This window comes from Granulosicoccus sp. 3-233 (genome assembly GCF_052681095.1).
This window is the reverse complement of the sequence record NZ_JBQYLE010000005.1, coordinates 302,017-325,247: the sequence shown is the minus strand read 5'-3', so window position 1 is coordinate 325,247 and position 23,231 is coordinate 302,017. Positions and strand designations below refer to the sequence as shown.

16 protein-coding genes are annotated in these 23,231 nt (G+C 58.6%); 13 read left to right on the top strand and 3 right to left on the bottom strand.

Annotation, left to right across the window (positions count from 1 at the left end; translation table 11 throughout):
• The first annotated feature begins 205 nt into the window (after positions 1 to 205).
• Genes ACUNV4_RS15520 through ACUNV4_RS15510 form a run of 3 tightly spaced genes read left to right on the top strand, consistent with a single transcriptional unit; the run spans position 206 to position 3,185 of the window.
• Positions 206 to 1,648, top strand: coding sequence for an NAD-dependent succinate-semialdehyde dehydrogenase (locus ACUNV4_RS15520; RefSeq protein WP_430879494.1), 1,443 nt, complete (start codon positions 206 to 208; stop codon positions 1,646 to 1,648).
• A complete protein-coding gene (locus ACUNV4_RS15515; protein ID WP_430879493.1) occupies positions 1,645 to 2,556 on the top strand; it encodes a 2-dehydro-3-deoxygalactonokinase in 912 nt (303 codons plus the stop codon). Before ACUNV4_RS15520 ends, ACUNV4_RS15515 begins: the two co-directional genes overlap by 4 nt.
• Complete coding sequence (locus ACUNV4_RS15510; RefSeq protein ID WP_430879492.1) at positions 2,553 to 3,185, top strand: 2-dehydro-3-deoxy-6-phosphogalactonate aldolase; 633 nt, start codon at positions 2,553 to 2,555, stop codon at positions 3,183 to 3,185. Before ACUNV4_RS15515 ends, ACUNV4_RS15510 begins: the two co-directional genes overlap by 4 nt.
• A 333-nt stretch (positions 3,186 to 3,518) precedes the next feature.
• Here the strand turns inward: ACUNV4_RS15510 and ACUNV4_RS15505 are convergent, their stop codons facing one another.
• Positions 3,519 to 4,547 carry a LacI family DNA-binding transcriptional regulator gene (locus ACUNV4_RS15505; protein WP_430879491.1) on the bottom strand — a complete coding sequence of 343 codons (1,029 nt, stop codon included), beginning with the start codon at positions 4,545 to 4,547 and terminating at the stop codon, positions 3,519 to 3,521.
• A 199-nt stretch (positions 4,548 to 4,746) separates the two neighbouring features.
• Here ACUNV4_RS15505 and ACUNV4_RS15500 point away from each other — a divergent pair, with 199 nt between their 5' ends.
• The 10 genes from ACUNV4_RS15500 to ACUNV4_RS15455 all read left to right on the top strand — a co-directional run bounded on the left by ACUNV4_RS15500 (position 4,747) and on the right by ACUNV4_RS15455 (position 20,641).
• The gene (locus tag ACUNV4_RS15500; RefSeq protein ID WP_430879490.1) at positions 4,747 to 6,072 is read left to right on the top strand and encodes an ABC transporter substrate-binding protein; all 1,326 of its coding nucleotides are present in this window, start codon (positions 4,747 to 4,749) and stop codon (positions 6,070 to 6,072) included.
• Between the two features lie 39 nt (positions 6,073 to 6,111).
• Positions 6,112 to 7,005 carry a carbohydrate ABC transporter permease gene (locus ACUNV4_RS15495; protein WP_430879489.1) on the top strand — a complete coding sequence of 298 codons (894 nt, stop codon included), beginning with the start codon at positions 6,112 to 6,114 and terminating at the stop codon, positions 7,003 to 7,005.
• Positions 7,006 to 7,011: 6 nt separating this feature from the next.
• Positions 7,012 to 7,833 carry a carbohydrate ABC transporter permease gene (locus ACUNV4_RS15490; RefSeq protein ID WP_430879488.1) on the top strand — a complete coding sequence of 274 codons (822 nt, stop codon included), beginning with the start codon at positions 7,012 to 7,014 and terminating at the stop codon, positions 7,831 to 7,833.
• Between the two features lie 38 nt (positions 7,834 to 7,871).
• Positions 7,872 to 9,047, top strand: coding sequence for an ABC transporter ATP-binding protein (locus ACUNV4_RS15485; RefSeq protein ID WP_430879487.1), 1,176 nt, complete (start codon positions 7,872 to 7,874; stop codon positions 9,045 to 9,047).
• Between the two features lie 61 nt (positions 9,048 to 9,108).
• Positions 9,109 to 11,124 carry an alpha-amylase family protein gene (locus ACUNV4_RS15480; RefSeq protein WP_430879486.1) on the top strand — a complete coding sequence of 672 codons (2,016 nt, stop codon included), beginning with the start codon at positions 9,109 to 9,111 and terminating at the stop codon, positions 11,122 to 11,124.
• Positions 11,125 to 11,199: 75 nt separating this feature from the next.
• Complete coding sequence (locus ACUNV4_RS15475) at positions 11,200 to 12,114, top strand: LysR family transcriptional regulator (RefSeq protein ID WP_430879485.1); 915 nt, start codon at positions 11,200 to 11,202, stop codon at positions 12,112 to 12,114.
• A 64-nt stretch (positions 12,115 to 12,178) separates the two neighbouring features.
• Complete coding sequence (locus ACUNV4_RS15470) at positions 12,179 to 13,870, top strand: NAD(P)H-dependent oxidoreductase subunit E (protein WP_430879484.1); 1,692 nt, start codon at positions 12,179 to 12,181, stop codon at positions 13,868 to 13,870.
• Positions 13,871 to 13,873: 3 nt separating this feature from the next.
• Complete coding sequence (gene fdhF / locus ACUNV4_RS15465; protein WP_430879483.1) at positions 13,874 to 16,675, top strand: formate dehydrogenase subunit alpha; 2,802 nt, start codon at positions 13,874 to 13,876, stop codon at positions 16,673 to 16,675.
• 145 nt (positions 16,676 to 16,820) lie between these two features.
• Positions 16,821 to 18,269, top strand: coding sequence for a BNR-4 repeat-containing protein (locus tag ACUNV4_RS15460; protein ID WP_430879482.1), 1,449 nt, complete (start codon positions 16,821 to 16,823; stop codon positions 18,267 to 18,269).
• Positions 18,270 to 18,883: 614 nt separating this feature from the next.
• Positions 18,884 to 20,641, top strand: a complete 1,758-nt coding sequence (locus ACUNV4_RS15455; protein ID WP_430879481.1) for a hypothetical protein — start codon at positions 18,884 to 18,886, stop codon at positions 20,639 to 20,641.
• An 80-nt stretch (positions 20,642 to 20,721) separates the two neighbouring features.
• Here ACUNV4_RS15455 and sucD read toward each other — a convergent pair whose 3' ends face one another.
• Both sucD and sucC read right to left on the bottom strand, forming a co-directional pair.
• Positions 20,722 to 21,633: a succinate--CoA ligase subunit alpha gene (gene sucD / locus ACUNV4_RS15450; RefSeq protein ID WP_430879480.1), complete on the bottom strand. Its 912-nt coding sequence runs from the start codon at positions 21,631 to 21,633 to the stop codon at positions 20,722 to 20,724.
• 6 nt (positions 21,634 to 21,639) lie between these two features.
• The gene (sucC, locus tag ACUNV4_RS15445) at positions 21,640 to 22,833 is read right to left on the bottom strand and encodes an ADP-forming succinate--CoA ligase subunit beta (RefSeq protein WP_430879479.1); all 1,194 of its coding nucleotides are present in this window, start codon (positions 22,831 to 22,833) and stop codon (positions 21,640 to 21,642) included.
• Positions 22,834 to 23,231: the final 398 nt, after the last annotated feature.

Genomic DNA, 23,231 nt, shown 5'->3' with positions numbered 1-23,231 from the left:
AAGCACTCATGCCTTAGAGTCGAAGAGTGTCTTTGATGCGGGAGCCTCTCGGGTGTCGCTCGGGATTCGCGCCAAGGGTCAGTACCAAGGGTCAGTACCAAGGGTCAGTACCAAGGGTCAGTACCAAGGGGTTGCGCCCACTGTTCGCTCGGGAAGCTTCCTGCCGCAATCACGTTGAACTTCTCTGGTCATGAAGGAATTTTCGATGTCGATGTTTGAAAAGAAGATGTACATCGCCGGTGAGATGAGTGACGGCGAAGGCCGTGTCGATGTCTTCAACCCGGCAACCGAAACCTGTGTGGCCAGTGTGCCCACGGCTGGCATTGCGGACGCAGACAGGGCATTGGCGGCCGCAAAGGCAGCGTTCAAGAGCTGGTCACGAACGTCCATCACCGAACGGCAGGAGTGGATGCGCAAACTGCGCGACGCGGTGATCGAGAATGAGGAGCATCTGCGTGACTGCATTCACCATGAGATGGGCAAGCCATGGGGCGGCACCCAGGAGGATGTCGACAGCCTGAAGAACGCTCTGGCTTTCTATGCCGAGGAAATCGCGCGGGTACACGACATCAGTTTGCCGGATCGCGCTGGTACGCACTCACACCGGTTGGTGCATGAACCGGCAGGCGTGGCGCTGGCCTACCTTGCCTGGAATTTCCCGCTTCTGAACCTTGCCTTCAAGATCGCTCCGGCGATGGCCGCGGGTTGTCCCGTCATCATTCGCCCCTCGGAGCAGACACCCATCTCGGCCTACGCCGTGGGCGAGCTCTGTCATCAGATCGGACTTCCCGCAGGCGTCGTGCAGATTCTGTGTACCGATGGTTATGATGTGGCCGACCACCTCTCGGCATCGCCAGTGCCGGCGCTCATCACGCTGATCGGTTCCAGCCGGACTGGCAGGCACATCATGCAAACCGGCGCCACGTCAATCAAACGCTATTCCATGGAACTGGGGGGCAATGCACCGGTGCTGGTCTTCCCCGATGCCGATCTGGATCTGGCCGCCGATATCGTCTGTGGAGTCAAGTTCAGCAATGCTGGCCAGATCTGCGTCTCACCCAATCGCGTCTTTGTGCATGCCGATGTCCTGGAGGCTTTCACCAAGCGTGTTGTCGAGAAGGCCGTCAATGCCGGAGTCGGTTGGGACAAGGGCGCCGATATCATGACCGGTCCGGTCATCGATCAGCGTGCCTGGACACGATTGAAACGCCTTGTCGATGACGCCGTGCAAGACGGTGCGACGCTGCTGGCCGGTGGTGACAGGCCGCAGGGTCTGGATACCGGACATTTCCTGGCGCCCACCGTGTTGTCTGGCATAACCGAAGAGATGGATGTCTACCGTCAGGAAACCTTCGGACCCATCATCAGTATCGTGCCCTTTGATGAGCACACGGAGCTGGAGCGCATGGCCAATGATTGTGACGAGGGTGGACTGACTGCCTATGTATTCACCGCCGACCTTGCTCGTGCAGAGCGTTGGGCAGACACGCTGCGCTATGGTGAAATCCAGATCAATGGCGTGAAATACGATATCGATCTGCCGCATGGTGGCATTGGAGAGTCCGGCATCGGGCATGATTGCTCGTATCTGGCGCTGCGTGACTATCTGGTGCTCAAGCGCATTACGCGTGCGGTCGAAGCGGCATGAGCGGGCACTGGATCGGTGTTGACTGGGGTACCACGAATCTGCGTGCGTGGATCTTCGATGATGACAACACGCCCTGCGCAAGCTTCACCTCCGAACAGGGAGCCTCGTTGCTGACTGGCGCGGAATTCGAATCGGTTCTGCTGTCGCTGATCGGCGAACAGCTTCCGGCGCAGCCACAAATCGATGTCTTCTGCTGTGGCATGGTGGGCTCAAGGCAGGGATGGGTCGAGGCGGACTACCGCATGGTGCCCACCGAATTGCTGCCGGATGCTTCGCAACTGAAGGTCTTCGATGCTGCCTCGGGTCGTCTCAAGGTGCATATCGTGCCCGGGGTTGCACAACGCTCACCTTCGGATGTCATGCGAGGGGAAGAGACGCAGATCGCCGGTTTCTTCGCAGCGACACCGCGATCCGACACCGCATTGTGCTTGCCGGGGACGCATTCGAAATGGGTACGAGCCGATAGTGATGGGCTCAAACACTTCAAGACCTACCCCACGGGAGAGCTGTTCGCCCTGTTGTCGAAACAGTCCATCCTGCGACATTCCATGAAAGAGGGGCCCACGGACTCCAGCTCGTTCTCTGCAGCCGTGCAGGAAAGCATGGAATTTCCCGAGCGATTTCTGTCCGAATTGTTTCCGATCCGTGCGGTCGAGCTTCTCGGGTCGAGCGCAGGAGTCTCCGGTCGTGACCGCCTGTCGGGTCTTCTGATCGGGCTCGAACTCGTCAATGCACGAAACTTCCTCGATGGCAGGCCGGTTGCCGTCATCGGGGCTGACGCACTGTCAGAACTCTACCGTTCCGCCCTGGCGATTGCAGGAATCGATGCAGAGCTGCTGGATGGCGGAGAGATGGTCAGGGCAGGATTGATTGCCACCCGCCAACATTATCAGGGAAAACAGACATGAGCAGACCCCTAGTTGCCATATTGAGAGGCATCACGCCCGACGATGCCGTTACGGCCGGAGAAGTCCTGGTGGAGGCGGGCATCACGATGATCGAAGTGCCATTGAACTCGCCGCAGCCATTCGAGAGCATTCGCCGTCTTGCCGACTCCTGTGGACCCCATGTCACTATCGGCGCGGGGACGGTGCTCAGCGCCGATGACGTAGACAGAGTGAGTGAAGCCGGAGGACGTCTGATCGTCTCACCTGACTGCAATGATGACGTCATTCAGCGGACCAAGGCGCTTGGCATGCTTTCCTATCCGGGGGTATTCACACCCAGCGAATGCTTTCGAGCATTGCGGCAGGGCGCAGATGTGCTGAAATTCTTTCCCGGATCCCTGATGGGGCCGGAAGGTTTGAAGGCGATCAGAGTCGTGTTGCCGGAATCGGCGCAGGTGTTTGCGGTGGGCGGTGCCGGAACCGGGAATTTTCGGGAATGGATCATGGCGGGTGCTGCTGGATTCGGGTTGGGTAGCGCGCTGTATCGTGCCGGCGATACGATGGAAACACTGACCGCCAACGCCAGGGATATCGTTACTGCGTTCGATGAGGCTCATCGGGAAGGCCAGGCCGCGTTGACAAGCTCTTGACTCTGCAGCCTGTCGGAAGGCTGATGGCAAGGTAAACGGGCTTCGGACACGCTACCGTCCGGCAGGTGATGACCAAGCGTCCGCATTTGCGATACCACCTCGCCGGCGTCGAGTCCATTGCGTATCACGCCTTGCCGACGCAAGCCTCAATGAGACATAAGCCCACGACCAGAAACCGCCTACGGCTCGCGCTATACCGGCGTCTACAGCCGCGTACTCGTTGTTTTCGGGGCGGCCTTCCGCAAACCTCACTTGGAGTAACCAAGCCACGGTTCGGAAAACACTCCGTGCGCGACTGTATTCACCGGTCTATCGCGTTTCTGCTGCGCGTCTTTATGTCTCATTGAGGCTAGCCGAGGAATCACCGATCTTGAGGACAGGCGGAAAGATGTTGTCCGTGAATTCAGCGGCCGTGTTCGAGCCGTTCTGGCGTTGTTCTATCCGCTCCAGAATCAGCCTGGCGGTGGTTTGTGCCATGGCCTCGACAGGTTGAACGACCACGGTGATCTGCGGGCTGATCATGTGCATCCAGGGGACATCGTCGATGCCCGTCAGCGAGATATCACCCGGGCATTCGAGCCCCAGGTCGCGTATGGCCTGCAGAGCGGCCAGCGACATGACATTGCTGCAGGCCAGCAGAGCCGTCGGCGGCCTCTGCATGGTCAGCAGGCGACGGCTCTGGGCGTAACTGGCCTCGTAGGTGTAGCGGGCATCGACCATCAGTTCGCTGTCTATCTCCAGCCCGGAAGCCTGCATCCGGTCAACGAATCCTCGCTCACGCTCTCGGGCGGTGTACAGCCCTTCCACTCCTCCCAGAAATCCGATTCGTCGGTGCCCGAGTTGTATCAGATGGTCAGTCAGGGTGGCGCTGGCCAGCTGATTGTCGGTGCCGACGAAATCGCAGCTCAGGCCCTCGTGTTTCTGATCGAACAGGATGAACGGCGTCTTCAGATCGTGCAGGTGAGCTGTTTCGGCCTCGTTCAGTCCGCAAGGTGAGACGATCATGCCGGCAACCCGCATGCTGCTCATGTGCCGCAATATCTTCTCTTCCCGTTCGTGCTCTGCGTTGGAATCCGAGACGATCACCAGATAGCCCCTGGCATGCGCGTGCAGTTCGACCTCGCGCAGCAGTTTGCCGAAAAAGGCGTTGCTGATATCTGCCTGAACCATGCCGATCAGCTGGCTGCGACCGCTGGACAGGGTCTGTGCCACCGGGTCCGGACTCTGGTAGTCGACGGAGGCTGCCGCCCGGGCGATGCGCTCGCGAGTCTCGGGGCTGACCCGCTCGGGCGAATTGAAGGCAAGGGAGACGGTGGACACGGATACGCCGGCCTCGCGCGCCACATCTCGAATGGTGCTCATGGCAGAAGAAGGGCTCCTTCGGTGGTTGCGGTTCTCATCAAGTCTTGACTGATTAATGATTTATGTGCAAGGCTATTATTCCATCGAACCGGTTCGATAGCAACTCGGCAGTGTTCGATCCGGGTGGCAACACGCCGCCGACGATCAGACCAGCCACGCAGATGGCGGTCTCGGACAGGCCACAACAGGAGTCTTGACAATGATTGGACATGTGAACAACAGGAACCGGGCAGGGCTATGCCGCACACTGGTGAGCGGGGCTTTGGCACTGAGCACCCTGACAGTGGGTAGCAGCGCAGTGGCGGATGATCCCGTCACCTTGAAGATGTGGGCGCTGGTCAACGAGAATTACCCGGAGTTCATCCAGACGGCCACGGATGAATTCCGCGAGAGCAATCCGGGTATCGACATCGAACTGGAAAGCATTCCCAACGAGGCCTACAAGACAGCCATTCAGGTAGCGCTGGTCGGTTCCGAACCACCGGATATCTTCTTCAACTGGTCGGGAGAGGACGCTGCTCGCCTTGCCCGCTCCGGTCTGGCGCTGGATATCACCGATCTCGGTGCCGCAGAAGGCAATTACAGAAACGTGCTGTCCGAAGCCTGGCAACAGGCCTTCGCAGTCAATGGGCGTCAATACGGCATTCCGGTGGATGCCGTTTCCAAGTATTTCTACTACAACACGCGATTCTTCGACGAACACGAGCTCGAGGTACCGGTCACTTTCGACGAGCTGCTGGGCTTGTGTGGCAAGGTACGGGAAATCGATCCGGAAATGGTACCTCTGCCACTGGGCAATTCCGAGCGCTGGAAGCTCAATCATCTGATCACCGTGGTCAACGAGCGTGTACTGGGTCTGGATGCAGTTCGCGCCGACTATGCACTGGAGGCGGCTGACGACAAACTGTTCACCAATCCGGATTATGAAAAGGCCTGGGAAAAGGTATTGGCCATGCAGGCGGCTGACTGTTTTCAGGATGCCCCGAATGCCACGTCACCGGAGGTGTCTCGCAGCCTGTTCTCGGCCGAGATCTCGCCCATGATCTTCTGCGGCACCTGGTGCATGTCCATCTTCGACAAGGAAGGGTTTACCGACTATGCGCTCTTTCGCTTCCCACCAATGACCGATGGTGCGAGCGATGGCAGCACCAATATGGTCATCCCGCAGGGCTTGCAGATATCTGCCAAAACGGAACACCCGGAGGAAGCCGTGAAGTTTGCCAGCTTTCTGGTCACCGCCGACATGGCGAAGCTTTATGCCGAGCTTCGAGGAGCCATCCCGTCGAATCCGGAGAAAGTGGGGGAGATGGACGCTACCGACCAGTTCAAATGGGTTGCTCAGGATGTCGCCTCTCTGTCCGAGTCGTTCAGTGTTCTGGATGTGATGCTCGAAGCCGGCGTCTCGGAAGCCTATCTCGACATGGGCGTGGAAGTGCTCAATGGGACGAAGACACCGGCGCAAGCGATGGATGTGATACGTGCTGCTGCCCAGGAGGGCAAGAAGAAACTGGCGGCCGGTCAATAGGCCGCCTGGAACTGCTGACGAATCATCGGGACAAGCACCGTGTCAGACACCTCTCTTGACAAGCCCGTCACCGGGCCGGATGTCAGCACCTGGATATTGCTGACGCCGGCCCTCGGACTGGTCATCCTGTTCATCGTGATTCCGGCATTGCTGGCCATCGCGGGCTCCTTTTTCACCATTGGAATCGGTTCCACCAACTGGCAGTTTGCGGGTCTGTCCAATTATTCCCGCGCGCTGAACGACTCGATCTTCTGGCTGGCACTGCGCAACAATCTGATCATGGTGGGAGGTTCCATCGTGCTGCAGGTCGGTTTCGGTACGGTGCTGGCTGCGATTCTCGATCGTGGACTGCCGCGCGGCTCGACGATATTCCGCACGATCATCTTCGCGCCCATGGTGATGTCCACCATTGCGGTGGCCTTGATCTGGCTGGTGATCATGGATCCGAATGTGGGCGCCCTGAACTCGCTCGTCAAATCCCTGGGACTGCAACCCCCCACGCAGGGCTGGTTGGGTGATCCGGATATTGCCCTGTGGGTGATTCTGATCATTGCCATGTGGCAGTACACCGGCTTCATGATGGTATTGATTCTGGCGGGCTTGCAGGGTATTCCCCGGGAATTGTACGAGGCGGCTGCCCTGGACGGTGCCCGTGGACTGAAGGCCTTCCGATACATCACCTTGCCCGGCATACGCAATGTGCTGATCGTGGCCGTGTTGATCACGACCATTGGCGGGTTCAAGGTGTTCGATCTGATCTTTGCAACGACACGTGGCGGACCGGCCAATGCCACCCAGGTACTGGGTACCTACATCTACCAGCAGGCATTCAACCTCGGCAACATGGGATACGCCAATGCCATTTCGGTGGTCCTGCTGTGCATCGCCGTACTGCTGGGCTGGTTGCAGCTGCAAGTATCTCGAAGGAGCTGAGCGAACATGGGTTCACGATTTCGTTGGGTACTGGTGTTGCTGTATGGCTTCGTGTCGCTGTGGAGTCTGTTTGTCCTGCTGCCAACCGCGTGGATGGTCATCGGGGCATTCAAGACCAAGCGCGAGTTCTTTCTGGATCCGCTTGGTTTACCCGCAAGCTTCGCCCCCGATGCGTTCGAACGAGCCTGGGGTACCGGGGTTGGCGGATTCCTGCTGAACTCGATGTTCGTCACCGCCTTGTCCGTGCTGGTCATCGTGGTGGTGAGCGCCATGGCAGCCTATGTGCTGGCGAGAACGGACAGCCGCTGGATGCGTCTGGTCTATCTGGTCATCGTGGCGGGCTTTGCCGTGCCGGTACAGGCCGTCATCATCCCCTTGTACCAGATGGTATCCGGCGCCGGCATGCTCAATTCGCTGTTTGCGATCGTGCTGCCCTATGCCGCCTACGGCATACCCTTCACCATCATTCTGTTCTATGCCTTCTTTCTGGATTTCCCGAAGGAACTGGAAGAGGCAGCTCTGCTTGATGGATGCAGACCGGTCAAGACCTTCTTTCACATCGTGCTGCCACTGATGGGGCCGGCGGTTGCCAGCGCGGCGATCTTCCAGGCGGTATTCATCTGGAACGAGTTTCTGCTGGCGCTGCTGATGCTGACCAAACCGGCGGTAAAGACGCTGACGGTAGGGATACTGCAACTCGGGGGAGAATTCACTTCGGATTGGGCGGCCATCATGGCCGGACTGTCCATTGCGGTTCTGCCGATTCTGACCATCTTCATTCTTGCACAGAAATACTTTGTCAGATCGCTGGCGGGGCTGGGCAAGTGACCCGGCTCGGGCGCGACTGAACGAACAGGAATACCGATATGGCAAGTCTTCAAATACGCAATCTGATCAAGGACTATGGCAGCTTCAAGGCGATCCGGGATGTCAGCCTGGATGTGCCTTCAGGAGAGTTCGTGGTCATGGTGGGTCCATCAGGCTGTGGCAAGTCGACTCTGCTGCGTTCCATCGCCGGCCTTGAGAGTGTCACTTCCGGTGAGATATCCATCGATGGCAGGGATATCTCGCGGGTCGAACCCTTCGACCGTGGAGTTGCCATGGTGTTCCAGAACTACGCCCTGTACCCGCACATGACGGTTCGTCAGAATATGGGATTTGCGCTGAAGATCGGCGGTGCCTCGAAAGCGGAAGTGGAGGCGGCTGTTCAACGTGCCGCGGGAATCCTGCGGATCGAAAGTCAGCTGGACAAGAAACCGAAGTCACTCTCCGGCGGGCAGAAACAGCGCGTGGCAATAGGCCGAGCGATAACCCGTTCGCCGGATGTCTTCCTGTTCGATGAGCCCTTGTCGAATCTGGATGCGGCCCTGCGTTCGCAGATGCGTGTGGAGCTGGGACGCCTGCATGCCGAACTGGGTGCCACCATGGTGTACGTGACGCACGATCAGACCGAAGCCATGACCATGGCCAGTCGTATCGTGGTGCTGCGCGATGGTGTCATCGAGCAGGTGGGGGCGCCTCTGGAGCTCTACAACTTCCCTGCCACGCGGTTCGTTGCCGGCTTTCTCGGCTCGCCCAGAATGAATTTCATCAAGGCTTCCGTGAAGGCCTGTGACTATGATCATCTGCATCTGGAAGCTGCCGGGCTTGCCGGATGCCTGCGGGTGCCGCTGCTGCACGAGAACAATGCAACCGGCAACATGCAGGCCGGTGCCGAGGTGATCGTCGGTGTACGACCGGAAGGCTTCGTGAGTGACGATGTCGACGGCTACAGCGACTGGCGACTGGAGGGGCGTGTTGCCGTGGTGGAGAGTCTCGGGCGCGATACGCTGCTGTATCTGGATTGCGACGGCGTCCGGGCCTTCGATTCCGAGTCCCATGAAGGCTATTTCGCCATCCACCGTAGCTGCCAGTTGCCCGCTGTTCATGGGCAGAATCTGCAGATGGCGGTGGATCCTCGTGCCACCTATGTATTCGATTCCAGCGGCGCTACCTGTGTCTACCCACTGGCCCCGAATCATCTGCTGGCGGGCGCGGTCTGACGTCCTCGGACTGTCTGCCACTCGCCGCTTCATCAGCCAACATCAAGAGACAAGCCGACGCATGCGATTTCGTCAGATACATCTGGATTTTCATACCTCGGAGCTGATACCCGGTATCGGATCCCGTTTCGAAGCCGATGCCTTCGGCAAGGCGTTTTCCGATGCCCATGTCGACAGCGTCACCATCTTCTCCAAATGCCATCATGGCTACAGCTACCATCCGACCGAGGTCGGTCGCATGCATCCGCACCTGGAATTCGATCTGACTCGGGCGCAGCTGGACGCACTGCATGCACGCGGCATCAAGGCGCCTCTCTACACGACGGCCGGCTGGGATGAACTGGCTGCCCGAGAGCATCCCGAATGGCGCATCGTGTCTCCCGAAGGCGGCTCACCGAGATCCGGTACCACGCCCAATGGTGCCGGGTGGGCCTTTCTCGATTTTTCCTCACCCTATGTCGATCATCTGTGTCTGCAGATAGATGAGATGATGCGCCTGTTTCCCGATTGTGATGGCATCTTCATCGATATCGCGCTGCAGCCGCTCAATGTCTCGGTTCATGCGCAGGCACAGATGGAGGCGGACGGGCTGGACTGGACGGATCCGGAGCACCAGTTGCAGTTCAGCACCTGGGCGCTGGAAAACCTGTTCGAGAAGACACATGCAGCAGTCCGCCGTCACGATGAGAAGATGCCCGTTTTCTACAACTCCGGTCATATCCAGCGTGGTGCCCGCCAACACTATCAGCGCTTCTTCACTCATCTGGAACTGGAGTCGCTGCCAACCGCGGGCTGGGGCTATGATCATTTTCCGATGAGTGCCCGCTATGCCGATACCCTGGGATTCGATTTTCTGGGAATGACCGGCAAGTTTCATTATCACTGGGGTGAGGTGGGCGGTTACAAGAAAGCCGAAGCGCTGATCTACGAATGCGGGGCCATGCTGGCGCAAGGGGCGCGTTGTTCCATTGGTGATCACCTGCATCCTACCGGCGCCATCGACGCTTCCTCCATGGCAGTCATTGCACCGGCCTATGACTGGATACGCCAGCGTGAAGCCTGGGCCATCGACACTGTCAATTGCGCCGAGATCGGTCTGCTGTCATCCGAGGGAGTCAATGCGCGAACGCTGGCAGGTGTCATGGCGACCAGCAATCGTGCAAACCCTGCCGATACGGGTGCCGTGCGGGTACTGCTCGAAGGTCAGTTCACTTTCGATGTACTTGATCTGGACAGTCGGTTCGAGACCTATCGGCTGATCATTCTGCCCGATGACATCGTGGTGGATGCGGCGCTGGAAAAACGCCTGCTGGACCATGTATCCGGCGGTGGTCATGTGCTTCTTACCGGGAACAGTGGTCTTGATGAACAGCGCGGGCTGATCTTTGATGTCGGTGCCCGCTGGGAGTCGCAGTCTGCCAATGCCGGCGGAGACTATGTCCTGCCGATATCAGAGCTGCGCGCCGATGCCGTGAACGACCCCCTGTTCATGTACCAGCCTTGTCAGAAGATTCTACTGACCGATGGAGAATCACTGGGCGAGGTGTACGAGCCCTATATGGATCGCAGTGCCCGCCATTTCTCGGGGCATGTCAATGCACCCGGCAAGCCGGACCCGGAACAGCATGTTGCCGGTGCCAGCAAAGGGGGGTTCCATTACTTCGCCTTCCCCCTGTTTTCCTGCTATCAGCAGGCGGGTGCCGTGGCAATGCTGGAAATTGCCGAAAGGCTCATAGCCCGAGCCCTGCCGGAAGAGCGCATGATCAAGGCCGAGTTGCCCAGAGCAGGGCGGGTCACTCGTCGTCATCAGGCTGCGTCGAACCGCGATGTCGTTCATCTGCTGTACGCCACCCCGACCTTGCGTGGCAATCTGCATGGTGCCAATATCCAGCCTGTCCAGGATCTGCTGACCCTGAATGGCATCGAGGTGGATATGGCGGTCTCGGCAGATGTTGCAGAAGTGCGTACAGTGCCTGAAGGAAAGACGCTGGCATTCACCCGAGAAGGTGATCGCATCCGGTTCAGCGTTCCCGAGCTGACGGGGCATCAGATGGTGGAGGTGGTTTACGGCAATTGATCGTCACGCATCGTCAGAAAACCCGTTCGTCCGCTGTATTCTCACTCATGTCGACCTCTGGAATGACAGCCTGCCATGATCACTTATCCGGACATTCGCGACCTGCAGATGCTGCTGGCGCTGGCGCGTCGCCGGCATTTCACCCAGGCTGCGGCCGATTGCGGAATCTCGCAGCCAGCCTTCTCTGCCAGAATCAGGCATCTGGAAGAGGATCTGGGCGTTCCCATCGTGCGACGTGGCAATCGCTTTCTGGGGTTCACCCCGGACGGGGAGCGGGTGATTCGCTGGGCCAGCAAGTTGCTGGTGGATGCCGAGGGACTGCGCCAGGACATGGAGGTGGCGCGCGGCGAGTTGCGTGGCAAGCTGGTGCTGGGGGTCGTGCCCACGGCCTTGCCCTTTGCCGCTGACATATCCACCCGACTGCGCAGCATGCATCCGGGGCTGGCCATCGAGATTGCGTCGCAGACCTCCTCGCAGATTGTACGGGCGCTGGGTGACTATTCGGTGGACGCAGGCATAGTCTACCGAGCGTACATGGAGGGGAGTTCATTGCGTTTCGAGCCCATCTATGAAGAACGGTATGTATTGCTGGTCAGCGCCGAGCTGGCTCCACGCACCACGGGCACGGTCAGCTGGCGGGAAGCGGCTGGTCTGCCTCTGTGTCTGCTGGGCAAGGACATGCATTTCAGGCGAGTCGTGGATGATGCGTTTCTGGAGGCAGGAGTGCAGCCGGAGCCGGTGATGGAAACCAATGCCTTCACCGCGGTTCTGGCCCAGGTGGCCATCGGCACGGCTGCCACCATTGCCCCACAATCGCTGGCCGACAGTCTGTTGCTGTCGGAACAGACCATCAGACTGCCACTGGTCGAGCCGGAGGCGGTGCAGGAAATCGGCATTGCCGTGCAGGACCACGAACTGAGTTTGCCAGCCATTGCGGCATTGCACGAGGCGATTCGGGTTCACGATAGGCAAAACGAATTGCTTGATTGAAAAATATGATTTGTAATTATTGACGTTTTGGATTCCCATGACACAAACGTATTGGAGAGAGGTCATGACGTCGTCCAGCAGTGCAGCAGGAATCTGGAAATCGGGGAAGGGCAAGGGGCGCCATACGCCCAAGGGGCGTCAGGTCGATGATGCGGCGCTGACTGAGATCCGGCAGTTGCTGGGCGCGCGTGAGCGGCGAGCCGACCTGCTGATCGAGCATCTGCACCTCATACAGGATGCCCATGGTCATCTGTCCAGCGCGCATTTGCGGGCCCTGGCCGATGAGATGCGTCTGTCGCAGGCCGAAGTCTACGAAGTGGCGACCTTCTACGCCCACTTCGATGTGGTTCGGGAAGGGGAATCCCCCCCACCGCCGCTGACCATTCGTGTCTGTGACTCTCTGGCCTGTGAACTGGCCGGCGCGCAGCAGTTGTTGAGCCGCTTGCAGGCCGGCATGGATCCGGCGCAGGTGCGGGTGCTTCGAGCTCCCTGCATGGGACGCTGCGATAGCGCTCCGGTGCTGGAACTGGGGCACCATCACATCGATCACGCCAGCCCGGAGAAGGCAGAGGCGGCATTGGCTGCCGGCGATACCCACGCCCATCTACCGGACTATCAGACGTTTGCCGAATACCGCCATCGCGGTGGCTACGAGCGTCTGCAAGCGCTTCGCAACGGTGAACAGACGCCGGATGAGGTGCAGGATGTCATTCTCGCCGCCGGATTGCGTGGGCTGGGAGGGGCCGGATTCCCTTCCGGCAAGAAGTGGTCGTTCGTGCGTGCCGAGCAGGGCCCGCGCTATCTGGCCGTCAACGGCGATGAAGGTGAGCCAGGCACATTCAAGGATCGCTATCACCTGGAGCGTGAGCCGCACCTGTTTCTCGAAGGCATGCTGATTGCCGCCTGGGCCATAGAGGCAGACACCTGCTTCATCTACATGCGCGACGAGTACCCTGCGGTTCTGCAGATCCTGCGCCATGAAATCCTGGCCCTTGAACAGAGTGGCCTGGTAGCGCCCGGTCATATCGACCTGCGACGGGGAGCCGGGGCCTATATCTGCGGTGAGGAGAGCGCAATGATCGAGTCGATCGAGGGCAAGCGCGGCATCCCGCGACACCGTCCGCCTTTCGTGGCTCAGAAGGGAATATTCGATCGACCGACGCTGGTTCACAACATCGAGACACTGCACTGGATAGCGCGCATCTGCCGTGAAGGGCCGGAAATTCTCTCCGGTGTCGAGAAGAATGGTCGAGTCGGTTTGCGGTCGTTTTCCGTCTCCGGGCGGGTGAAGAACCCCGGGGTACATCTGTTGCCGGCAGGATCCACCATCAGCGATCTGATCGAGGCGGCGGGTGGCATGCTCGATGGTCATGTGTTCAAGGCGTATCAGCCCGGTGGTCCGTCCGCCGGGCTGTTACCGGCAAGTATCAATGAGGTACCCATGGATTTCGATACCTTGCAGCCTTACGGTACCTTCATCGGCTCGGCCGCTGTGGTGATCCTGTCGGATCAGGACAGTGTTCGCGAGGCCGCCCTGAACATGCTGCGCTTCTTCGAGGACGAGAGCTGCGGGCAATGTACACCGTGTCGTGTCGGTTGCGGCAAGGCGGTCAAGCTGATGGAACAGGAGCGTTGGGACAAGCCACTGCTGGAAGATCTGTGTACGGTCATGGTGGATGCGTCCATCTGCGGTCTGGGGCAGGCAGCTCCGAACCCGATACGCCTGACCATGAAGCACTTTGCGGATGAGGTATAGAGCATGACTGATTCGAACAATGCAGGGATGGTCACTTTCACGCTCGATGGACAGACGGTGACGGCCGCAGTCGATGAGTCACTGTGGGAAATCGCCAAACGTCAGGGCACGCTGATTCCGCATCTGTGCCACAAGGATGCCAGCGGTTACCGTGCCGATGGCAACTGTCGGGCCTGCATGGTGGAGATTGAAGGCGAGCGAACGCTGGCTGCATCCTGTATCCGCACGCCCACCGAAGGTATGGTCGTCAACACGCAGAGCGATCGGGCCAGTCACTCCCGGCGCATGGTGGTCGAGATGCTGATGGCCGATCAGCCGGCCAGGAACGAGGCGCATGACCAGTCATCGCACTTCTGGGACATGGCGGCAATGCAGGATATTTCGGTCAGTCGATTCCCGCCGATCGATGCGTCGCGGCGACCCGCACCGGATGCATCGCATCTTGCCATGAGCGTCAATCTGGACGCCTGCATTCACTGCAATCTATGCGTCAGAGCCTGTCGTGAAGTACAGGTCAACGATGTCATCGGCATGTCGGATCGAGGCCACGATGCCCGGATCACCTTCGATTTTGATGATCCCATGGGGCAGTCCACCTGTGTGGCCTGTGGCGAATGCGTGCAAGCCTGTCCCACCGGCGCACTGATGCCGGCCGTGCTGCTGGATGAGCAGGGCGTGGGCGACAGTCAGTCCTTCGACCGGGAGGTCAAGAGCGTCTGTCCGTATTGCGGGGTAGGTTGTCAGGTGTCGTTCAAGGTCAAGGAAGAGAAGATTCTCTGGGTGGACGGTATAGCCGGACCGTCCAATGAAAATCGCCTGTGCGTGAAAGGCCGGTTCGGGTTCGACTACATCTCCCACCCGCATCGGCTCACCAAACCGTTGATCAGGCGTGAGGATGCACCACCCAAGGGACTGAACGTGGATCCGGCCGATCCGCTGACTCATTTTCGCGAAGCCGAATGGGATGAGGCGCTGGCTTTCGCCGCCGGTGGCATGGCCAGATTGCGTGATGATACCGGCCAGCGTATCGCCGGCTTCGGATCGGCCAAGTGCTCCAATGAGGAGGCCTATCTGTTTCAGAAGCTGATCCGCCAGGGCTTTGGCCATAACAACGTGGATCACTGTACCCGTCTTTGCCATGCATCATCGGTAGCAGCCTTGCTGGAAAATGTCGGTGGTGGCGGCGTCACCGCGACATTCAACGAGATAGAGCATGCCGACGTGGCCATTGTCATCGGGGCCAATCCGGTGGAGAACCATCCGGTTGCCGCAACCTATCTGAAGCAGTTTGCCAGGCGCGGTGGCAAGTTGATTGTCATGGATCCGCGCGGTGTCGGGCTCAAGCGGCATGCCTCGCACATGTTGCAGTTTCGGCCGGGTACCGATGTGGCCATGCTCAATGCCATCATGAACGTGATCGTGGAGGAGGAGCTGTACGACAAACAGTACATTGCCGGGTTCACCGAGAACTGGGAAGCCATGAAGGCGCATCTGTCCGAATTTCCGGTGGCGAAGATGTCGGCCCTGTGTGGCATCGAGGAGTCGGTGCTGCGCGATGTGGCCAGGACCTTTGCCGGAGCACGGGCCGCCCTCATCTTCTGGGGCATGGGGATATCCCAGCACATTCATGGCACGGACAATTCACGTTGCCTGATATCGCTGGCCCTGATGACCGGCCAGATTGGCCGTCCTGGTGCGGGTCTGCATCCCTTGCGAGGGCAGAACAATGTACAGGGCGCATCCGATGCCGGTCTGATCCCGATGTTCCTGCCCGACTATCAATCCGTCACCGATGAGGGGGTACGGTCCGCCTTCAATGACATCTGGGGCTCGGACAACATCGATGAGCGGAAAGGTCTGACGGTGGTCGAGATCATGGATGCGATTCACGAAGGGCAGGTGCGTGGCATGTACATTCTGGGAGAGAACCCCGCCATGTCGGACCCGGATGTCACGCATGCACGGGATGCGCTGGCGAAACTGGAGCATCTGGTTGTGCAGGATATCTTCCTGACGGAAACGGCCAACTATGCCGATGTCATTCTGCCCTCATCGGCCTGGCCCGAGAAAACCGGTACGGTCACCAACACCAATCGCCAGGTGCAGATGGGACGCCCAGCCGTCTCGCCACCGGGTGAGGCGAAAGAGGATTGGTGGATTACCGTTGAACTGGCAAAGCGTCTGGGACTAAATTGGACCTATACCCATCCCTCGCAGGTCTTTGCCGAGATGAAGCGTTCCATGCCTTCACTGGACAACATCAGCTGGGAGCGACTGGAAAAGACTGCGGTAACCTACCCGTCATTGTCTCCGGACGATCCAGGTCAGCCGATCCTGTTCGCCGACGGTTATCCCAGGCCGGAAGGAAGGGCCCGCTTCACACCTGCACAGGTCACCTCACCGGCCGAAGTGCCCGATGATCAGTACCCCATGATACTGACTACCGGGCGACAGCTGGAGCACTGGCACACCGGTTCCATGACGCGTCGGGCGTCAGTACTGGATTGGGCGGAGCCGGAGGCCAATGCGTCACTGCATCCGAAGACCTTGCGTCGCCTTGGTATCGCACCCGGTGACATGATGAGTCTGGAGACGCGTCGTGGCACCATCACGATCATGGCACGTGCCGATCGGGCGGTGGCAGAGGACATGGTCTTTCTGCCCTTTGCCTACGTGGAAGCCGCCGCCAATGTGCTGACCAATCCGCAACTGGATCCCTATGGCAAGATTCCGGAATTCAAGTTCTCCGCGTGCCGGGTGTCGGCGATCGAGTCCAGAGTCACAGAACCGCTCGCCCGAGCGTGACAGATCACTGAAAAGCGTCTGGCCAGGCACTGACTGATTGGTGTCTGGACGGATTCCTGCAGGGCATTGCGCGCTCCGATAGAGACCTGACTGCTCGGCCGGAGCGCCTTCGCCATTCAGCCACGCTCCTTCAGCTTTCGCAATCATGATGACTCTGTCGAGAACGGCGGCAGCCGGCCTGCTGCTGTTCCTGTCCATGCCGCTACCGGTCTCCCCGGATGCGGCCGTATCGGCCCAGGCGGCCATTGCCTCGGGCGCGCATTGTGCAGGCGATGCATCACTGCCTGTCGACTGCCTGGCGGAGGCGGCGATGCCCGTCAGCGATGCCAGGCTCGACAGGATCCCGTCGCGCATGGACAACCTCTATCGCTACAATGTGAATTCCGATAGTGATCTTGTCACCTTCTACAACCGGGCCGAGCACAAGCTGCAGCAGGTACTGACCTTCTACAATGAGCAGCGGCGCCTGGCGATCGTGATACGTGATTTTCCGAACGGATCCTGGAGCGAGGCCGTGGACATTCACCAGCACATCGGCAATGAGGCGCTCGAATACGACAGTCACAACTACACGGCCTTCGGCGTTGCAGCCGACGGTACCCTGTTTGCCACCGCCAATCATCATGTCGATCCGCTGCGCATGGCGATATCCTTGAGACCCTATGATATCACCTCGTTCAGGCAACTGCCCGAGCGGTCGATCAACCCGCAGGACGATGACCGGGTAACCTATCCTTCATTCAGCTATCTGGGAGAGGAGTTGTATTTCTCCTACAGGGAACAGGAAGTGGGTGGTGGCAAGCCCGCCTTTCGCTGGTTGCTGAAGCGCTGGAATACGTCTTCGCGTTACTGGGAGGATGTGGCTCAACTGAACACGGGAACGCATTTGCGTCTGTATGTCAGCAACATTGCCTGGAATACGGATGGTACGCAATTGCACTTGTCGGCCTTGTGGCGTGATGATCGACCTGAGGTACTGTCGAGAAGTACCGAACAGCAGCATGACCTGTTTCATCTGTACAGCGATGACGGACGGCAATGGAAGCAGTACGGTGAGGGGGAGGTGGCATTGCCCTTGTTGTGGAGTGGTGCAGGTCAGAGTACGGTTCCGCAACTGATCTGGAACACCGGCAAGGGCGATCCCGTTCCCGGAAACGCGGGTTCCATTGCCGTAGACAGTGACTCCCATCCACACATCCTGAACACGGCCAGAGACGGAAGACTGTTTTACCATCATTTCGATGGCAGACAGTGGGTATCGCTTGGCGATGTGTTCCGATCAGGTACGGATGATGTGTTTCAACTGCCTGATGGCATGGGAGCGGTATCCGCCAGAGGGGATTCCCTGTATTTTCACCGTCTCTCTCCCGAGCTGGACAGGAAAGGCGTGTTGTTGGCCAAGGGGTATGTGACGAGGTATTACCATGCCAGTGTGGACAAGAATGCCATCGAGCATGGCTGGCTGTCGATGATGCTGACCCTGAACCAGCACCACGCTGTTGGCAGCAAGCGCGGCAATCATGCTGTCGAGGCTTACGTCTTGAGCATACCCCTGTCCGAGCTGGACGATTTTTCAACGCCCTATCTGAAGTAGATTCGGGCCTTTCCCGTAATGAGTGCCGCTGCCTTGCCAGCCAGTGTCCTGGTGGCCGTGGCAGGCTTGCAGTCGGGTTCCGCAAGCCTGCGGTCAGGTCAATATGTTATTTCCGGTTACATGCTCTGAACGGGTCTCCGAGGCTGAATGTGACTTGTCCGCGACCGTGTTGTCATGTTCCATGGCGTTGCTGCCATCGACCAGGCAGCCCTGAGCAGGAATAGTCGATACAGCAGACAGCCGATCTGCGCTCGGTGACGGTTTTTAGCGGCTCTGGCGATATAGTCAATGAAATCAGCTGTCTACAAGGCGTGGTGGGTGGTGATCCCGCGGTACTGCAGAAAACCATCTCCGACTTGTATTGATAATCTGCGCAATCCGTGTCAAAAAACAAGCGCGTTTACCGGCGTGTTTTTTCATTCGATTTCCGGATGCCGGATTCTCCAGAAGGGACGCAGATGTATTAACGCGTGAGGGCTTTTCAAGCTGTTGGCAAATTGCGTTATTGCTCAGACGCTATATGATCGGCTCGTCGTCAAGAAGCGAAAACACCTGTAAAAATAGGGGGCGACTTATTGATGATCGTTGAACCGAAGCCAACCTGGAAACCATTCATGAGACTACTTTCGGCCTCTTTTCTGTTTTTCGCATTGACAACATCTGCTCTTGCAGCCAATCAACATTACAAGTCTGGTGATCTGATATCGGTTCATTGGGACAGCAGCTACGATTATGACGACCTGCAGTCCATGCCGGCTACGCGTGAGGTATTCGATACGTATTCCGGCCTGAATGTACTTGCCATCAACGGAACCAAGAGTGATCGAAACTCCGGAATACTGAAGGGGAGCTCCGACATCATGCGAATGGTGTTTCCCGATGGTCTGGACGCGTTCCACGACAGGAGCAATACATTGCATCAGGCTGCCGACCGGTGGCAGCAGACCCTGCGCTCGGGCGGGACGGTACATGTCGCCGAGAGTGGACCCAGTGATTTCACCGCAGATGTGATTCGCGAACTCAAGGCGCGCAATGTCAGCGCACTGAAGAACATTCGTGTCGTGCAGCATTCCGAGTGGAACGAGGAACATACCAGCAGTGGCAATCTGGCACTGGTCAAGTCGGCGACCAGTTACCGCAAGATCGACGACGGCAATCGTCAGAACGCGACTGCCTGGCTCAGAACGAACCGGAAGAATGCGTCGGATTTCCAGGATCTGACCAGCAAGAGTCGCTATGCGCATGTCTGGGACACGGCATTCCAGGCGGTGACCAACTCGAACCGGGTGGTCGACTTTTCTGATGTGGTGGAAATTCTGGAGATACTCGACGTGTCCACGAATCGCGTGGCTGATGCCTTCGACTTCGGGCAGGTCTACTTCGGGGCAGCAAGCGTTGAAGTGCCGGCACCCGCTTTGCCAACCGAGCCTGAGGCACCGTCTCAACCACGGCCGAATGACGAGCAGAGTACCGGTCGCGTTGCGGTGTATGGCAGTTCGTTGGGGAACGCACGAGCACTGTATCGAAGTGCCACGTCACTGAGACGAGTTGACTGTGATCCTGCCGGCGGTGGTTATGTCTGTGCCAGTTTCCAGAATCCGACGCTGGCAGATACACAGGGCAATGCGAGCACGGACCCGGTGACGAATGACGAACCATCGCAAGTGGTGGTACCCACACAGCCTGACACAACTGTTGTCAGCAGCGGTCGGGTTGCCGTCTATGGCGGCAGTCTGTCGGCTGCCAGACGGGCCTATGCACAGATCACCAGTCTGCCACGGGTTGATTGCGATCCGAGTGGCAGTGGCTACATCTGTGCAAGCTTCCGGAATCCGACGCTGGCCGATATCGATGGTTCGGTGCAAGACAGCGCGCCATCGGAACCCTCGACTTCGCCGTCAGACAGTGCCGCCGAGACCACTACAGGAAACTCCCTTCGTATCGAGGTGGAAAATCATCCGCTGGGTAGCGGCTGGGTGAAGGACACCCAGCGTGCCGGCTATTCGGGAAATGGCTATATTCGCTGGTCCGGCGCAAATCTGTACAACGTGCGACAGGCCGGCAAGGGAATCATGTCATTTACGGTAACGCCCGGCAGCACGGGGAAATACACCTTGCAGCTACGCAGTCGGGCCCTGAACCCTGCTGCCAGTGATCTGAACAACGATGTCTGGTTGCGCATGAACGGATCTTCCTGGATGAAGATCTTCAACAAGGGCAAGGATCAATGGATCGTGGGCGGCAAGGTCGATGCACACGGCAAGCGCTATGTCCTGAAGCAGAACCTGACTGCCGGCAAGACGTATCAGCTGGAGATATCCGGCCGTAGCCATGGCTTTGCCATCGACTACATCGAACTGGTCAGGAACTGAAAACAGATGCCGGCCATCAGGACCATGGCCGGCAAGTACGAGCCGGGCAGTGCGGGTACCGCACTGCCCGCAAGGCTTCCTCAGCCGATGGCCTGAAGCAGAGCCTCACCCAGCTTGGCAGGGGAGCGAGATACGACAATGCCGGCACTTTCCATGGCCGCGATCTTGTCTTCAGCGCCACCCTTGCCACCGGAGATGACCGCACCGGCGTGGCCCATGGTACGGCCCGGAGGTGCTGTGCGACCCGCGATGAAACCAGCCATTGGCTTCTTGCGACCTTGTTTGGCCTGTTCGATCAGCCACTCGGCCGCTTCTTCCTCGGCAGACCCACCGATCTCACCGATCATGATGATGGATTTGGTTTCCTCGTCGTCAAGGAACAGGTCCAGCACGTCGATGAACTCGGTACCCTTGACCGGGTCGCCGCCGATACCGACAGCTGTTGTCTGGCCCAGACCTGCCTGTGTGGTCTGATACACCGCTTCGTAGGTCAAGGTACCTGAACGAGACACAACGCCAACGCTGCCGTCCATGAAGATGCTGCCGGGCATGATGCCGATCTTGCAGGCATTGGGCGTCAGGATGCCGGGGCAGTTGGGACCGACCAGACGGGAGCTGGAGTCCTGCAGTCGCGCCTTGACTTCGACCATGTCACGTACGGGTACACCTTCGGTGATGCAGATGATCAGTTCGATCTCGGCATCGATGGCTTCGGTGATGGCGGCAGCCGCACCCGCAGGTGGGACATACACGACAGAGGCCGTCGCACCGGTCTCGGCCTTGCCTTCCTTGACGGTTGCAAAGATGGGCAGTTCCTGACCTTCGGCATCGCCTGCGCCGCACGTCCAGACGCTACCGCCTTTCTTGGGGTGGATGCCGCCAACCATCTTGGTACCGTGATAGGCCAGCGCCTGTTCGGTGTGGAAGGTACCGGTCTTGCCGGTCAAGCCCTGGACGAGGACCTTGGTGTTTTCGTTGATCAATATTGACATGTCTGCTTATCCCTTGACCGCGTTGACAACTTTCTGGGCGGCATCGTCCAGATCGTCTGCGGCAATGACGTTCAGGCCGCTTGAATTGATGATGGCCTTGCCTTCTTCGACCTTGGTGCCTTCGAGGCGGACAACCAGAGGTACCTGCAAACCGACTTCCTTCACTGCCGTGACCACCCCTTCGGCAATGACGTCACAACGCATGATGCCTCCGAAGATGTTGACCAGAATGCCCTTGACGTTCGGGTCAGAGGTGATGATCTTGAAGGCAGCCGTGACTTTCTCCGCGGTCGCGCCGCCCCCGACGTCCAGGAAGTTGGCAGGAGAGGCACCGTACAGCTTGATGATATCCATGGTGGCCATGGCCAGGCCTGCACCATTGACCATGCAGCCGATGTCGCCATCGAGTGCGATATAGGCCAGGTCGTATTTGGAGGCTTCGATCTCCTTGTCGTCTTCTTCGGTCTTGTCGCGCAGTTCGACAATCTCGGGATGCCGGAACAGGGCATTGCCGTCAAAGGATACCTTGGCATCCAGAACACGCAGATGACCGTCCTTGAGCACGACCAGCGGGTTGATTTCCAGCAGGCTCATGTCGGTATCGACAAATGCCTTGTAGAGCAGGGGAAACAGGGTCTTGCCATCTTCGGCTGCTGCACCGTCGAGTTCGAAAGCCGAATTCAGTGCGTCGATGTCGGCGTCGACCATGCCTTTCAGGCAATCGATGGCGACGGTATGAATCTTCTCGGGGGTGTCGTGGGCAACGGTTTCGATGTCCATGCCACCTTCGGTGGATGCCACGAATGACACCTTGCTGTTGTCGCGGTCCACCAGGATGGACAGATACAGTTCACGCGCGATGTCTGCGCCGTCTTCCAGGTACAGGCGGTTGACTTGCTTGCCGGCAGGGCCGGTCTGCGCGGTAACCAGCGTCTTGCCGAACATTTCCTGAGCATTGCTGCGGGCTTCGTCCGCCGAAAAGCAGACACGTACACCGCCCTTGGCGTCGCTGGACAGCTCCTTGAAGGTTCCCTTGCCGCGTCCACCGGCGTGAATCTGGCTCTTTACCACGTAGACGGGACCAGGCAAGGTCGATACCGCAGAATCGATATCATCGAGTGACAGAATGGGCACTCCTTCGGATACGGGGGCGCCGAATGATTTCAGCAGCGCCTTTGCCTGATATTCATGAATATTCATAGAAGCAAGGTCTCATGGATGGACTGTTACAAGGGTCGGGAGCCGCAGCATCGCTGCCGGTGGCGACCGGATAATCGGTGACGGGAGTGTTCATGGACAGACACCTTCCGCCAGATAGGTGATCAGTGGAGGTCGTGCCGGGACTCCGGGTCCGTGGCCGCTCTGAAACGCGTGCGCAAGCGCTTGTTGCCCGTCGTCACTGACTAGCATGGAAGCAATTGGCCGTCTGAGCACCTGTCTCTCCGTGGGTCTTTTCCGATCAGGGACCGACTCTGGTGCCGTTGTCATCGGCTTCGAATCGGACACTGCATTGGAAATAGTGGCGGCTGAACAGCCACCAGAATGAAATTGACGCCCCAAAAATCTGCTATATGGTATACCACCGAGCGCCAAGTGTG